Source organism: Microbacterium sp. STRO-1N, from assembly GCF_057748015.1.
In genome coordinates, this window is record NZ_CM173234.1 from 587,523 (window position 1) to 600,675 (window position 13,153).

Here is a 13,153-nt window from a genome sequence, read left to right on the forward strand (position 1 = left end):
ATGGGTAAATTCGGTGATGACGCGATCCGGCCTCTGCTGCGATCGCTGGACGACATGCCCGTGCACATCAAGCAACTGGCCGAGATGTTCCGCAAGCACGGCGCCGCTTCGAAGCGGAACACGAGCGAGGTCCAGAACCTGGACTCCGCCGACGTCACGCACCCGCTGCAGGACGGGTGGAGGACCGATACGGACTGGACTCCGGACGCTGTTGTGAGTTGGAAGGGGGACGCACCTCACCCCAACGAGTACCTCGACGAGGATTACATCCAGCAGCACCTGGCACGTTTCGACGATGGCGCGAGCCGCATCTACTTCTCGGACAGTCTGCACGCGCACGGTCCGGGGCAGCGGGACCACTCGACGTTCGTCTTCCCGACGTCGGACCTGCAGCGGATCCTCGATGAGTCGGGCGGCGATGCCAACCTGATCGCTGAGCAGCTCGGCTTGGATCCGGACTGGTTCTTCGACGACAACGGCAACCCGGTACCCGTCGAGATCCGGCATTTCGCACCTGAGGAACTGACCAATCTGCGCATCCCGTCCGGTAATGAGTCCGGCGCGAACGAGCACTGGATTCCTGGCGGATATCTTCCGACCGGCGTGCCCGAGGCCGTGATCGATGTTCCGGAGTCCGCGACCGGGGTCGGCACTCCGGATCGTCCAGGGGATTACAACCCCGGGCTCTGGCCAGGAACAGCGCAGGGGTTGACGTTGCATCGATGAGCGACGACAAGGATGAAGTGGACCTCCCTGCAGCGCTGACGAGCGATGCCGTGCGCGACGGTGCGGCGGTCTCGTTCAGCGGGGATACGTTGGTCGTCACGGGTGATGGCATCGTCGAAGCCGTCGAGACGCGGCTGCTCGGCGGAACGCAGCAGGCGGAACGGCGGGATCACTGGTTGATCGACGGCGTTCCGGTGCTCTCCCGGGGCGAGGCGTGGATCGTGCCTCTGTCGTGGGAGCCGGTTCGCGACGGCGGGAGGGCGGCCCCCGATGACGTGCTCCGCGGGAGGGCGCATGATCTGTGGATGAGTGTTCGCAGCGCCTGCGAGTTCCGGCAGGGGATGCAGATCGGTGTCGACCTCCGATCGGAGTCGCCGCGGAACCCGTATGCGAAGGAGCTGGCACGAACGGGCGTCAGGCGGGCCGACTGGTGGGCGTTCGGCGGGTTCGCTACGGTGCTCGCCGTCTACGGTGAGCCGCTCCCCGCTCCGGTGAGCAAGGTCGCGCTGCACGTGGTCCCGGTGGGTTGGGTCTCGGCGCGTCGGCCGACTGCGGCCAAGAAGATGCCGGCACTCGATCTGTCGTGGTCATGGGCGGACGTCGTCGCGTTCGCCGAATCGGACGCGGCCGGTAGCCTGGCAGAGCACAAGACGGAGGGTCAGGGATCGTGACGAGCGCGTTCGGGAATGTCGAAGTGAGCGGGACCGCTCGCGTGTACGGGGCGAGTGAGCTCGGCGTGCTGTCGATCACGGCGCCGGGCGAGGCGCACCCTCGCGTGGAGTACGTCGGCGGTGAGATCTTCGTGGGCCTGAACGCGGCCGGCACCGGCGCTGCGGTCACGCAGGGCGACGCGCAGGCGTGGTCCCGCCCGTTCGGCGACGTCGTCGCCGCAGCGGTTGCCTCGGCCGGCACGCTTCCGGATGCTGTCGACGGAGTGATCCTCATCACCGACGAGTCGCTCGCCGCGGCCGTCCTGGTGGAACCGGCCGGGTTGCTGGCGGGTGACCCGGTGGTGTTCGCGCTTTCGCGCGACCGGCTGGCGATCGTCGGAGCGGATGACGAAGCGGCGGTCGGGCGGGTGCTGGACCTCGCGGAGGAGCTGTTCGATGCGGAGGGGCCGTTGGTGTCTGCGCATCCGATCGTCCTGACCAGCGACGGGTGGGCGCCGTTCGGATGGTTCGAGAAGTTCCCTGCGCTGGAGATGCGGATCCAGCGGGTGCTGCGGCTGTTCAGCGTTCGCGCGTACGAGGCGCAGACGGCGGCGCTGCAGCGTCCGGACGTGCGCTACATCGATCCGAAGATCCGAGTGCTCGAAACCGGTGTGACGACGACGTTCGCGGCATGGCCGAAGGGCACGGCGTCGCTGCTTCCTGTGGTCGACAACGTGATCGTCGCGGATCCGTCCGGTGCGCTCAGCGTCGCCACGATGGACCAGTTCCTGGATGCCGGCGGCGACGCGATCATCCGCACCGGCCTGTCGCCGGCACGCTACTTCGTGCCGGGCGAGCCGCCCCGCGACTGAGGAATCCCGCGCACGTCCATGGGTTGATCTCCCCATCGCGGCATCTCCGGTCGATGGCTAGCGTCGAACGCGGAGGTGATCGCCGTGGGAATGATGCTGCCGAACGAACTCATCTGGATCATGGACAAGATGGGGCTGGAGTGGCCCGACATCGATGAGGATGAGGTGCGCAAGGCCGCTGTGCTCGTGCGGGGCTATCGCGACGACATGGAGACGCTCGTCCAGACCGCAGACCGCCGCATCAACGGTGAGATCGCCGCCGCGATGCGCGGCCAGACCGGTGCGGCGCATGTGACGGCGTGGAACCGCAACCGTTCCGAGAACGTGCAGCAGCTGCTCGACGTGCTGGGGCCCGCGGCCGTCGGCATCGACGTGGCCGCCGAGATCGTGCTCGCGCTGAAGGTCAAGGTGATCGCCGAGGTCACGCTCACGCTCATCCAGCTGGTCCCCCTGCTGGCCGCCGGTCCCTTCGGAGCCGGCGGCGCTGCGCTGCTGATCCTCGCCCGCAAGAAGCTCTTCTCGATGCTCATGGAGGCGACGCTCGAGAAGGTCATCGGCGAGGTGCTTCCGCTGGCGGTCGAGCCGCTCGTGGACCAGGTCCCCGGTCTCGCGATGGCGCTGCTGGACTCTCCCGTGGTCGAGGACAACATCGGCGACGTGGACGAGTTCTTCGCCGACCTGGAGGCGCTCGACCAGGCTGCGGAGGACATGGATGCCCACGCCGCGGATGTCGAAGACCTCACCGACCGCCTGCTCGCCGACCTCGCCAACCTGCAGATCTCGGGGGACTGACCCATGTCGATGAAGAAGGTCATGCGCGACATCATGGATGCCGTCGACGGCGCGGGCCACGAGTTCAAGAAGGGCTTCTCCGGGGCGTTCCGCAAACGCGGCGGAAAGCATCGGGCGGACGCGGACGCCATCCGCGGTGTGGATCGCAGCAACGCGGATCGTGTGCCGAAGCACCGCGCGGACAAGCCGACCTCGCATGCCAAGAAGTACGACGTGCTCGAGGACGTCAGCCGCGGGCGGGAGTACCAGCTTTCAGGGAAGACGCCGCGCCATCGCGACCCCGACTACGACCCTGCGCGGGATCTCGGCGGTGCCGTCGGTCAGGCCGTGCGCGAGACGCCGGGAGAGGTCTGGGACGAGGTCAAGGGCATCCCGAAGAAGGCGGGGAAGCAGGCGGTCGAAGAGCTCTACGAGGATGCGATCGGGCAGGACAACCCCGACAAGTACGGCAGAACAGGCCAAGGGGATTCGCGGTTCCTCGCGCCGACGAGCGAGACCGCCGTGCTGGAGAGCATGAGCAACGCCGAGATCGCCGCCCGCTTCGGACTGCCGGCCGGATCGCTCGACGACGCGACCGTGAAGGTCACGCAGATCCCGGGTTCCCGCTTCGTGAGCGTCGAGGTCGACGTCCCCGGCGAGTGAGGGGCTGCGCCTGCGGCGGCGCATGGGGAGTCCTGCCCATGGTGCTTCCGGCATCCCTTCCGTATGGTCATCGCAAGGAGGTGCGATCGTGGGAATGATGTTGCCGAACGAGCTGATCTGGGTGATGGAGAAGCTCGGTTTCGATTGGCCGGACGTGGACGAGGACGAGGTCCGCCGCGGGGCCGAGATCATCCGTGTCTTCACCGACGAGTTCGAGGGCCGGCTGCAGGCAGTCGATCGCAAGGTGAACGGTGACTTGGCCGCGGCCATGCGCGGCCAGGCCGGCCCGGCCTTCGTCGCGGCATGGAACACGAACCGGTCGCAGAACCTGCAGAAGATCCTCGACGTCCTCGGCCCGGTCCCGACCGGGATGGAGATCGGCGCGACAATCGTCACCGGGCTCAAGATCAAGGTCATCGCGGATGTGACGCTGACGATGATCACCCTGATCGGGATGCTGACGAATCCGATCACCGCGGCCGGAGCCGGGCCGATGCTGATCATCAAGAAGAAGCTGCTGAACGCCGCCGTGGACATCGCCGTCGAGGAGGCATTGGCTCAGGTGCTGCCGATGGTGGTGGAGCCGCTCGCGCAGGAACTGCCCGGGCTCATCATGGCGGCGCTCGACGCGCCGGTGGTCGAAGCCGTCGTGGGTGACACCGATGAGTTCTACGCGGACGTTCAGGCCCTGGAGCAGGCGGAGGAAGACCTGGACCTTCAGGCCGGGGATATCGAGACGCTGCTGGCTCAGCTCGGATCAGATCTGGGCGGACTGAACATCACGGGGGAGGGTTGACGATGGGGCGAGACATCGGTGATGAGCTGTTCAGGCCCATGGCGAGGGAGCTCGGGGATCTCAACGTCAGGATGGCGCCGGCCTCCGACGTGATCCGGGGCCTGCGGCACAAGAAGCGCGAGGATCGCGACGGGGTCGACGAGGTCGACAGGTACGACAGCGACGGCTCTGATGGGAGCGGAACCCCGCCGCGCACCCCGAACAACCCGAACAACGGCTCCGACGGCGACTCGCCGCCGCTGCCCTCCCCGGCGAGCCAGCATCAGGCGCGGGTCGAAGCCGGCAACGCCAGCGAACCGGACTGGCACAGGGTCACGACGGGCCATCACGGTCCGCCGCCGCCCGACATGGACGCGGCGCACGGCCATCACATCGTGTTCAAGAAGGGTGTCGGCCGGCGCCAGCAGGAGGTGCTCGCGGACGCGAAGGCGATCCTCGACAAGCACGGAATCAATTGGTACACGGGTTCGGAGAACCTGATCTGGGCGCCGAACGTCGCCGGCCAGCACACGATCGCGAACGTCCGCGAGGTACTGAAGCGCCTGCAGGAAGCGGACGGTCAGGGGAGCGAAGCCGTCGCAGAGGCGCTGCGGCTCGCCGGCCGTGAACTGTTCGGAGGGAAGCCGTGATCGAACAGCACCGGGACAGTAGGGTGGTGGCATGAGTTTCGAACTCGAGTCGTGGGCCAAGGATTTCAGCGACAGCATCGGGAAGGCGATCGAGCAGGCGCTCCTCGCCGTGACCAGCCGTCTGCCCGCCGAAGACATCGTCGGCGTCGGCATCGCGACAGACGCGGACTCCACATCGATCGTCGCCTTCGCGAACTCCCGCGAGAACCTCGACCGCATGATCGCGGAGGAGCCCGAGTACGCCATCGATTCCCGCTGGCACCTCGGTGAGTGGGACATGGACGTGACGCAGGTCGATGCCGAAGATCCGCTCGAGCCGGTGCGTGCTGAGGCGGAGCGAGCGAAACAGCTCATCGCATCACCGGACGGCGTGCAGGCGGGTTCCCGAGATCTCGACGCGTTCCGGACAGCCGTCTGGAACGCCATCTCGAATGCCATGGCTCAGTCGGTCGCCGACGGATTCTTCGACCGGTGGCCGGACGCGAAGAGGGTGTTCCTGCCGCTTGACGCCGATGTCTCCGAGGAGCAGATCGCCGCCTGGAACGCGCCGCTCAACCCGCCCGAGGATCTCGCGGAGTTCCGAGAGTTCCTTCAGCTCGACTGACGAGGGGCGACACGATCCGCGAGGAACTGCGCCCCCAGTTCGCCTGAGCACCGCCCCATGGCAGGATGGACGCCGAGGGGGCTCACGTGACTGAATCGACATCTGCGCCGGAGACCGATCCGCTCGACCGGTCCACGGAGGACCGGCAGCCGGTTCCACTGCGTCTGGAGTTCGCCGGCGAGTGGCATGACATCCCCGCGGAGCGCTCCTTCATCATCGGGCGCGAGGGCGACCTCGACATCGACGACAACCCCTACCTGCATCGGCACTTCCTCGAGCTCCAGTACCGTCACGGACTGTGGTGGCTCGCGAACATCGGCGTCCGCCTTGCGGCCACCGTGTCGAGTGCGGGCGGCGCGGTCCAGTCCTGGCTCTCGCCCGGTGCACGGATGCCGCTCGTCTTCGAGCGCAGCGTGATCGTGTTCACCGCAGGACCGGTGACCTACGAACTCAACCTGCACACCGAGCAGGCGCCATACGAGGTCTCTCGTCAGGTCGAGGCGACGATGAGCGGGGAGACGACCGTGATGCCCGCCCGCTTCACGCCGCTCCAGAAGCAGCTCATTCTCTCGCTCGCCGAGCCGATGCTGCGGCGGGAGGGTGTCAGCATGAACGAACTCCCGTCATCGAGCGCCGCCGCCAAGCGCCTGGGCTGGACGATCAGCAAGTTCAACCGCAAGCTCGACAACGTGTGCGACAAGCTCGACCGCATGGGAGTGCAGGGTCTTCGCGGTGGGCCGGGCAAGCTGGCGACCAACCGCCGCGCACGCCTGGTCGAGTACGCCGTGACCTCTCAGGTCGTGACCCGCGCCGACCTGCCGTTGCTCGACGATGAGTCGCTGCGGAACCAACCCGACCCCGACGGCGACTGAGCGGGCGGTCAGCGCATCGCGTCGGCGAGGTGCCGGGAATCCTGGCTGAGCACCTTCACGATGATGCCGCGCTGACGCAGGTCCGCCACGGTGCGGCTCTCCTCGTCGCGGTCGCGGCCCAGTGCGTGGACGTTCGCGACGACGAGGACGTCGCCCTTGTTCAGGGTCGAGATGAATCGGGTCAGCCGATCGCTCCAGCTCTCCAGGATCTCGGGAGCCGGATGCCGGAATCCCTCGATCGGGACGCCGAATCGGGTCAGCTCATCGCGCTGCGTCACCACCGACGGCATGCCGTCGCGTGCGACGACCAGTCCGACAAGTCGTGATCCGCTCGGGCGGGCGTGCCACCAGTCGTGGTTCTGCTGCAGCTCGGTGAAGCACTTCGGGCACTCGGCCGCCGCGTGCGGCAGGTGGACCGGACTCGTCAGCGCACCGCCGATGTGCATGGCACCCGTCGTCAGGTCTGTCGTCTCGCGCATCGGTGCACCTCCGGGTTCCATTCTGCCCTGCCCGGGGCGCACATCACACCAGTCCGAGCCCGCGGACCGCCTCCCGCTCGTCGACGAGCTCCGCGACGGATGCCGAGATGCGGGCCTGCGCCCAGGCATCCGGCTCCAGTCCCTCCACGATCTGCCACTCGCCGTCGACGGAGCGCACCGGGAACGAGCAGATCAGCCCTTCGGGGACCCCGTACTCGCCGTGCGACACGACGCCGGCGCTGGTCCAATCCTCCGTGCCCCGCACCCAATCACGCACGTGGTCGATGGTCGCGTTGGCCGCAGACGCCACGGACGACGAACCGCGCACCTCGATGATCTCGGCACCGCGTTTCGCGACCCTCGGGATGAACGTCGACTCGAGCCATCCGCTCACGTCGCCCACTCGCTCAGCGAGGGCGTCGGATGCCGGTCGGCCGTCGACTGTGGCGTGCGAGATGTCGGGGAACTGGGTCGCCGAATGGTTGCCCCAGATCGGCACACGGCGCACGGACGACACCGGCGCATCGAGAGCGAGGGCGAGCTGCGCCCGCGCACGGTTCTCGTCCAGCCGGGTCAGGGCCGAGAACTGCTCGGCCGGCACGCCGTCCGCGGATGCCGCGGCGATCAGCGCGTTGGTGTTCGCGGGGTTGCCGACCACGGTGACCCGCACCCCAGGTGCCGCGTTCTCGGCGATCGCTGCGCCCTGCGGGCCGAAGATGCTCCCGTTCGCCGCGAGCAGGTCGGCGCGCTCCATCCCCGGCCCGCGCGGACGGGCGCCCACCAGGAGGGCGAGGTCGCAGCCCGCGAAGGCGGTGGCCGCGGCATCCGTCACTTCGACGTCCTCGAGCAGCCCGAACGCGCCGTCCTGCAGCTCCAGTGCCGCACCCTCGGCGGACTTCAGCCCCTGCGGGATCTCGAGCAGCCGCAGCCGAACCTTCTCGTCCGGCCCGAGCAGGTCTCCGGCGGCGATGCGGAACAGCAGGGCGTAGCCGATCTGCCCGCCCGCGCCCGTGATGGTGATCGTGGTGGTCATGTCCCGAGACTACGCCGCGCGCTACCCTCGTTTCCATGACGTTCAACCCGGATGCCGATATCTCCGGACACCGCACCAGGCGGCGGGGCCGCACCGCAGCGATCGCCGGCGGAGGAGCGGTCGGGCTCGGCGCGATCGCCGTGCTCGTCGTCAGTCTGCTCTCCGGCGGCGAGATCGACCTGTCGCCCTTCCTCGGCGGCGGCACCGGCGACCAAGGGTCGTCCAGTTCGGAGGGCACGCTGGACGAATGCGACACGGGTGCGGACGCCAACGCCAAGGTCGAATGCCGCATCGCCGGTGCACAGGTCGTGCTCGACGAGTACTGGGCCGAGAACGTGGGCGGCTACTCCGAACCGGGCATGATCGTCGTGGACGGTCAGACCTCGACGGCATGCGGCACGGCATCCAACGCCGTCGGACCGTTCTACTGTCCGGCCGACGTCACCGTCTACATCGACCCGACCTTCTTCGATGTCATGCAGCAGCAGTTCGGCGCCTCAGCTGGCGAACTGGCCCAGCTCTACATCGTCGGGCACGAGTGGGGCCACCACATCCAGAACATCACCGGCACCATGGCGGACCACCCGAACAACGGCACCGGCCCCGCCAGCAACGGCGTCCGGATGGAGCTGCAGGCCGACTGCTACGCCGGCGCGTGGCTCGGCGACATGACGGAGCAGAAGGATGCCGACGGCGACCCGTACCTGTTGGCGCCGACCGAGACGCAGCTGCAGGACGCCCTCAACGCCGCTCTCGTCGTCGGCGACGACCACATCCAGGAGATGTCCGGCTTCTCGAACCCCGAATCGTTCACCCACGGATCCAGCGCGCAGCGCCAGTACTGGTTCGCGAACGGCTACCAGAACGGTCTCGGCGTCTGCGACACGTTCGCCGTGCCGGACAGCCAGCTCAAAGCCGGGTGAACCACGCGGTAGCGTGAAACGCAGTGGTAAGTACGAAGACCGGGGGGTCGAAGACGATGAACCTGGATGCGCTGTATCCGCCCATCGAGCCGTATGACAGCGGCGTGCTGCTGGTCGGCGACGGCCAGCGGATCGCATGGGAGGTCAGCGGCAACCCCGAAGGCAAACCGGTCGTCTTCCTGCACGGCGGTCCCGGTGGTGGCACAGCGGACTGGCACCGCCGGTTCTTCGACCCGGAGAGGTACCGGATCGTGCTGTTCGACCAGCGCGGCTGCGGCCGGAGCACCCCGCACGCGAGCACGCCGGACGCCGACCTGCGCTTCAACACCACCGCGCACCTCATCGCCGACATCGAGCTGCTGCGCAAGAACCTGGGCATCGCCCGTTGGCAGGTCTTCGGCGGCTCATGGGGCAGCGCACTCGCGCTCGCCTACGCGCAGACGCATCCGGATGCCGTGACGGAACTGATCCTCCGCGGCATCTTCACGCTGCGTCGCGTCGAGCTCGAGTGGTTCTACGAGGGCGGGGCTGCCGCACTGTTCCCTGACCTCTGGGAGGACTTCATCGCGCCGATCCCGGTGCTCGAGCGCAACCGCATGATCGAGGCGTACCACCGCAAGCTCTCCGACCCCGACCCGGCGGTGCACGTTCCGGCCGCTGTCGCGTGGAGCACGTGGGAGTCCTCGACGATCACCCTGCGCCCGGACGCCGACACCGTTGCGCGCATGACGGAACCGGATGCCGCGGTGGCGTTCGCGCGGATCGAGAATCACTTCTTCGTGAACAGGGGATGGTTCGCCGACGGGCAGCTGATCGCCGGCGTCGACGCGATCCGGCACATCCCCGCCGTCATCGTGCAGGGACGATACGACGTGTGCACGCCGATGATGACGGCGTGGGACCTGCATCGCGCCTGGCCGGAGGCGGAGTTCGTCATCGTCGAAGACGCCGGACACGCGGCATCCGAACCCAGGATCCAGCAGGCGCTCCGCGACGCGACCGACCTCTTCGCGGACGACTAGCTTCGCAGCGCCTGCAGGAGCGTCTTCACGAGGCCAGGGATCCCACCCGTCGCGCGGAAGCGCGTCAGACCCTCGGACACCGCGGCTCCCGTCCGCGACGTCACGAACCACGGGGGCTTCGGCAGGATCGTGAACCGGCCGCCGCCGTTCACGCTGGGCAGTGACCGAGGGAACGGGCGGAACGGGCCGCGCACGATCGATCGCTCGACGTCGTCCAGCAGCAGCGCGTTGTGCACGATGCCGATGCCGCTGCCGACGTCCTGGATCGTGCCGCCGGGGAACGCGCCCCAGGTGAGCGTCGGCGTGATGAAACCGAAGGCGGTCCAGGCATTGACGGCGATCGATCCGTAGTGCAACGCCGTGAGGGCGCGCTCGAAACCTGTGCCCAGTGCGCGCTCGGTCGCCGGATCGATGAGCAGGTTGGCGCCCAGCGTGCCCTGCAACTTCTCGTTCGCGTGCTGCACTGCGGCGTCCACGAAGTCCTGTCCGAGGCCGGGCAGCGCGACGACGCCGAGGACCGGCGCGAAGTACTCGGTCGTCTCGAGCGCTTCCGCGTCGTCGGTCGAGCCGAGCTCGACCAGCAGCCGGTCGCCGAGGGCGAGGGCGTCGGGATAGTCGCCGCCGGCCTGCGCCATGCGGGCGTCCGCACCGGGATACCAGATGGGCCGCTCCGGCGCCTTGGCGTACGCATGCCGCAGCGCCGTGAGGAACTGCTCGCGCTGCGCCCAGTCGCTCGAGAGGATCACGACCTGGCCGGCGATGCAGTTGTGGCCGCTGTTCTGCAGGCGCATGGTCGCGATGTGCTCGGCGTGGAAGGTGAGATCGGCATCCGTCCACTCGCCGGGGACGACGATGATGGGGGAGACGCCGCCGAGTTCGGCGGTGATGGGCTTCTTCAGCAGCGGGCGGTTCTCGCGGCGACGCCGCTTGCCCGCGGCATCCCGACCCCACACGATCGCATCGAAGGTCGCCGCCGAACCGGTGATGTGGACGTGCTCGAGGCCCCTGTGGGTGGTGAGGTAGGCGCCGGCGGCAGCTCCGCCGCGGACGATCCTCAGGAAGCCGGGCTCGATGATCGGTGCCAGTGCGTGCTCGAAGACCGGCACCAGCGCATCCTGTGTCGGATTCACCTTGAGCAGCGAGACGCGGTTATGGGCGAGCAGTTCGTACAGCACGTCCAGCACAGGGATCGAGGTGACGTTCCCGGCACCGAGAACGAGGCCGACGCCGCCGGGCTCGTGCGGAGTGCGCTGAGCCAGGCCGGAGCCCGCACGCACCTGACGCGGCGTGGTGCCAGGCGCGAGCCAGACCTCGCCGGTGAAGCCGGACAGCAGCACCTTGTCGGTGCTGGTCAGCGGGAATGCGTGCACGCGGGTGCGTCCGCCCGGAGCCCGGTCGATGCGCACGCTCTCGAGAGGGTTGCGTCCATCGGCGATGCGGGTGAGCGTCTCGAGGTAGGCGTCCAGGGCGCCGAGCGTGCTGTACGGACCGCTCAGCCACTCTTCGCCGCGCAGCGGATGGCCGCCGGTGAGGCCTTTCGAATCGGCCGCGGTGTTCGCCCACTCGTCGGCGGATGCCGCGACCGCAGCGCGCACGGCGCGCAGCAGAGTGACGCGCTGCGCGACCGACAGGTGCGACCAGGTGCGCGCTCCGGCGGAGAGCTCATCGATCGCGGCGTCGAGCGACGCGCGTTCTTCCTCGTCGAGTCCGCTCGCGGTCTTCTCCGTCGTCGAAGCCATCGTCGCCTCCCTGTCGCGTGCTCTCAGCCTATGCCGCGAGGACCGCGGCCCAGGAGGTCAGATCAGCGACAGCTCGCGCAGCTTCGACTCGACGTCCGCGTTCGACGGCTCGACGTGGTGCGAAGCATCCGGATAGACCACCACGGGGATGTTCGTGCGTCCGGAGATCTCCTTGGCGACATCGGCCGCGGACGGCTCCTGGACGAGATCGATGTAGGTGTACTCGATGCCGAGTTCATCGAGCTGCTTCTTGGTGCGGATGCAGTCGCGGCACCAATCGGCGCCGAACATGGTGATCGAGTCAGCTGCGGGAGTGGTCATGCTTCCAGGATATGACGCTCCGGCTGGGTGGGCGCCGGGATCGGGGCTTGCCAAGTTAGGTGACCCTTACTTAGAGTCGTAGCGTGACTTCTGCGTGCGAGCATCTGGACGACCCCGACTGGGAGAACCTCGAGGGCGCCGTGCTCATCGCGGGCGACGCGCACGATGTGGCCGGCATCCGCGACATCTGCACGCGGTTGCCGTGGGATGCCAACGGGGTCGTGATGATCGAGGCGGTCGCGCGTGTCCAGCAGCGCCGCATCGACGTGCCGGACGGCGTCTCGGTGCGCTGGCTGCTGCGTGGCGAGGGCACCTCGGCGCGCACCCGCGGGGAGCGGCTCGCGACCGCCGTGCATGCCTGGTGCGTGGAGTGGACCTGCAGCGACGAGCCTGCAGCGTCGTGGACGCTGTGGCTCGGCCCGCACACGCCGCCGCGGGTCGCGCAGATGGCGCGCAGCCTGCTCGGTGTGGGCACGCCTCCGGACGCGTGACTACCGCTGTCCGGCCATCGCCGGAACGGCTCCGGCTGTGAGCGCATCCAGCGCTCGCCGCAGCGCCGTGCTGGAGGTGTGCGCGGTGTACGGGAAGTACACGACCTCCACCCCGACCGCATCGAACTCGCGCTCGAGCCGCAGCCCCTTCTCGGTGCCGCGCCAGTCGTCGCCCTTGAAGAAGTGCGTGAATCCGACGTCGCGCCAGGCGTCCATCTTCGAAGGCGTCGTCTCGACGTGCACATCGTCGACGAACGAGATGTGCCGCACGATCTCTGCGCGCTCGGCGGTCGGGATCAGCGCCTCGATCCCCTTCACCTCCCGGAGCATCTCGTCGCTCACCACCCCAGCGACGAGCACGTCGCAGTGCTGTTTGGCGTGGCGGAGCAGGTTCAGATGCCCCACATGGAACAGGTCGAAAGCCCCAGCGGCATAGCCGATACGCGTCCCCATGATCTCCCCAGATCAAGAATCCCCAGAATAACGGCCCCCACGGCCGTCAACGGCTCCCACAGCCGTATCCGCTCAGTGTAGCGACCGGCGCGCGGGTCCGCACGACTTT

General features: G+C 68.2%; 17 protein-coding genes. 12 read left to right on the forward strand and 5 right to left on the reverse strand.

What is annotated here, in order from left to right; translation table 11 throughout:
• The 9 genes from AC3ANJ_RS02785 to AC3ANJ_RS02825 all read left to right on the forward strand — a co-directional run bounded on the left by AC3ANJ_RS02785 (nt 1) and on the right by AC3ANJ_RS02825 (nt 6,583).
• Nucleotides 1-726, forward strand: a complete 726-nt coding sequence (locus tag AC3ANJ_RS02785; RefSeq protein WP_376178955.1) for a hypothetical protein — start codon at nt 1-3, stop codon at nt 724-726.
• Nucleotides 723-1,397 (forward strand): hypothetical protein, encoded by a 675-nt coding sequence (locus AC3ANJ_RS02790; RefSeq protein WP_488318130.1) that lies wholly within the window; start codon nt 723-725, stop codon nt 1,395-1,397. The genes AC3ANJ_RS02785 and AC3ANJ_RS02790 overlap by 4 nt, the downstream gene beginning before the upstream one ends.
• A gap of 23 nt (nt 1,398-1,420) precedes the next feature.
• A complete protein-coding gene (locus AC3ANJ_RS02795) occupies nt 1,421-2,248 on the forward strand; it encodes a hypothetical protein (RefSeq protein ID WP_488318131.1) in 828 nt (275 codons plus the stop codon).
• Nucleotides 2,249-2,338: 90 nt separating this feature from the next.
• Nucleotides 2,339-3,040: a WXG100-like domain-containing protein gene (locus tag AC3ANJ_RS02800; RefSeq protein WP_376179005.1), complete on the forward strand. Its 702-nt coding sequence runs from the start codon at nt 2,339-2,341 to the stop codon at nt 3,038-3,040.
• Between the two features lie 3 nt (nt 3,041-3,043).
• Nucleotides 3,044-3,682, forward strand: a complete 639-nt coding sequence (locus AC3ANJ_RS02805) for a hypothetical protein (RefSeq protein WP_488318132.1) — start codon at nt 3,044-3,046, stop codon at nt 3,680-3,682.
• A 94-nt stretch (nt 3,683-3,776) separates the two neighbouring features.
• Complete coding sequence (locus tag AC3ANJ_RS02810) at nt 3,777-4,478, forward strand: WXG100-like domain-containing protein (RefSeq protein ID WP_488319219.1); 702 nt, start codon at nt 3,777-3,779, stop codon at nt 4,476-4,478.
• A gap of 2 nt (nt 4,479-4,480) precedes the next feature.
• Nucleotides 4,481-5,107 carry a hypothetical protein gene (locus tag AC3ANJ_RS02815; RefSeq protein ID WP_488318133.1) on the forward strand — a complete coding sequence of 209 codons (627 nt, stop codon included), beginning with the start codon at nt 4,481-4,483 and terminating at the stop codon, nt 5,105-5,107.
• A gap of 31 nt (nt 5,108-5,138) precedes the next feature.
• Nucleotides 5,139-5,711, forward strand: a complete 573-nt coding sequence (locus tag AC3ANJ_RS02820; RefSeq protein WP_488318134.1) for a DUF4303 domain-containing protein — start codon at nt 5,139-5,141, stop codon at nt 5,709-5,711.
• A gap of 158 nt (nt 5,712-5,869) precedes the next feature.
• A complete protein-coding gene (locus AC3ANJ_RS02825; RefSeq protein WP_376179001.1) occupies nt 5,870-6,583 on the forward strand; it encodes an FHA domain-containing protein in 714 nt (237 codons plus the stop codon).
• Nucleotides 6,584-6,591: 8 nt separating this feature from the next.
• Here AC3ANJ_RS02825 and AC3ANJ_RS02830 read toward each other — a convergent pair whose 3' ends face one another.
• Together AC3ANJ_RS02830 and AC3ANJ_RS02835 are read right to left on the reverse strand one after the other, a co-directional pair.
• Nucleotides 6,592-7,062: a recombinase family protein gene (locus tag AC3ANJ_RS02830; protein ID WP_406247045.1), complete on the reverse strand. Its 471-nt coding sequence runs from the start codon at nt 7,060-7,062 to the stop codon at nt 6,592-6,594.
• A 43-nt stretch (nt 7,063-7,105) separates the two neighbouring features.
• Complete coding sequence (locus tag AC3ANJ_RS02835; protein ID WP_488318135.1) at nt 7,106-8,095, reverse strand: malate dehydrogenase; 990 nt, start codon at nt 8,093-8,095, stop codon at nt 7,106-7,108.
• 35 nt (nt 8,096-8,130) lie between these two features.
• Here AC3ANJ_RS02835 and ypfJ point away from each other — a divergent pair, with 35 nt between their 5' ends.
• Both ypfJ and pip read left to right on the forward strand, forming a co-directional pair.
• A complete protein-coding gene (gene ypfJ, locus AC3ANJ_RS02840; RefSeq protein WP_488318136.1) occupies nt 8,131-9,018 on the forward strand; it encodes a KPN_02809 family neutral zinc metallopeptidase in 888 nt (295 codons plus the stop codon).
• 56 nt (nt 9,019-9,074) lie between these two features.
• Nucleotides 9,075-10,040, forward strand: a complete 966-nt coding sequence (gene pip / locus AC3ANJ_RS02845) for a prolyl aminopeptidase (RefSeq protein ID WP_488319220.1) — start codon at nt 9,075-9,077, stop codon at nt 10,038-10,040.
• Here the strand turns inward: pip and AC3ANJ_RS02850 are convergent.
• Entirely contained in the window at nt 10,037-11,779 is a 1,743-nt protein-coding gene (locus AC3ANJ_RS02850) for an aldehyde dehydrogenase family protein (RefSeq protein ID WP_488318137.1), read from the reverse strand. The two genes, pip and AC3ANJ_RS02850, sit on opposite strands and share 4 nt — an antisense overlap.
• A 57-nt stretch (nt 11,780-11,836) precedes the next feature.
• Entirely contained in the window at nt 11,837-12,100 is a 264-nt protein-coding gene (locus tag AC3ANJ_RS02855) for a glutaredoxin domain-containing protein (protein WP_406247037.1), read from the reverse strand.
• Nucleotides 12,101-12,183: 83 nt separating this feature from the next.
• Between AC3ANJ_RS02855 and AC3ANJ_RS02860 the strand changes: the two genes are divergently transcribed.
• Nucleotides 12,184-12,591 carry an SIP domain-containing protein gene (locus AC3ANJ_RS02860; protein ID WP_488318138.1) on the forward strand — a complete coding sequence of 136 codons (408 nt, stop codon included), beginning with the start codon at nt 12,184-12,186 and terminating at the stop codon, nt 12,589-12,591.
• Here AC3ANJ_RS02860 and AC3ANJ_RS02865 read toward each other — a convergent pair whose 3' ends face one another.
• Nucleotides 12,592-13,044, reverse strand: coding sequence for an FAD synthase family protein (locus AC3ANJ_RS02865; protein WP_488318139.1), 453 nt, complete (start codon nt 13,042-13,044; stop codon nt 12,592-12,594).
• Nucleotides 13,045-13,153 lie beyond the last annotated feature (109 nt).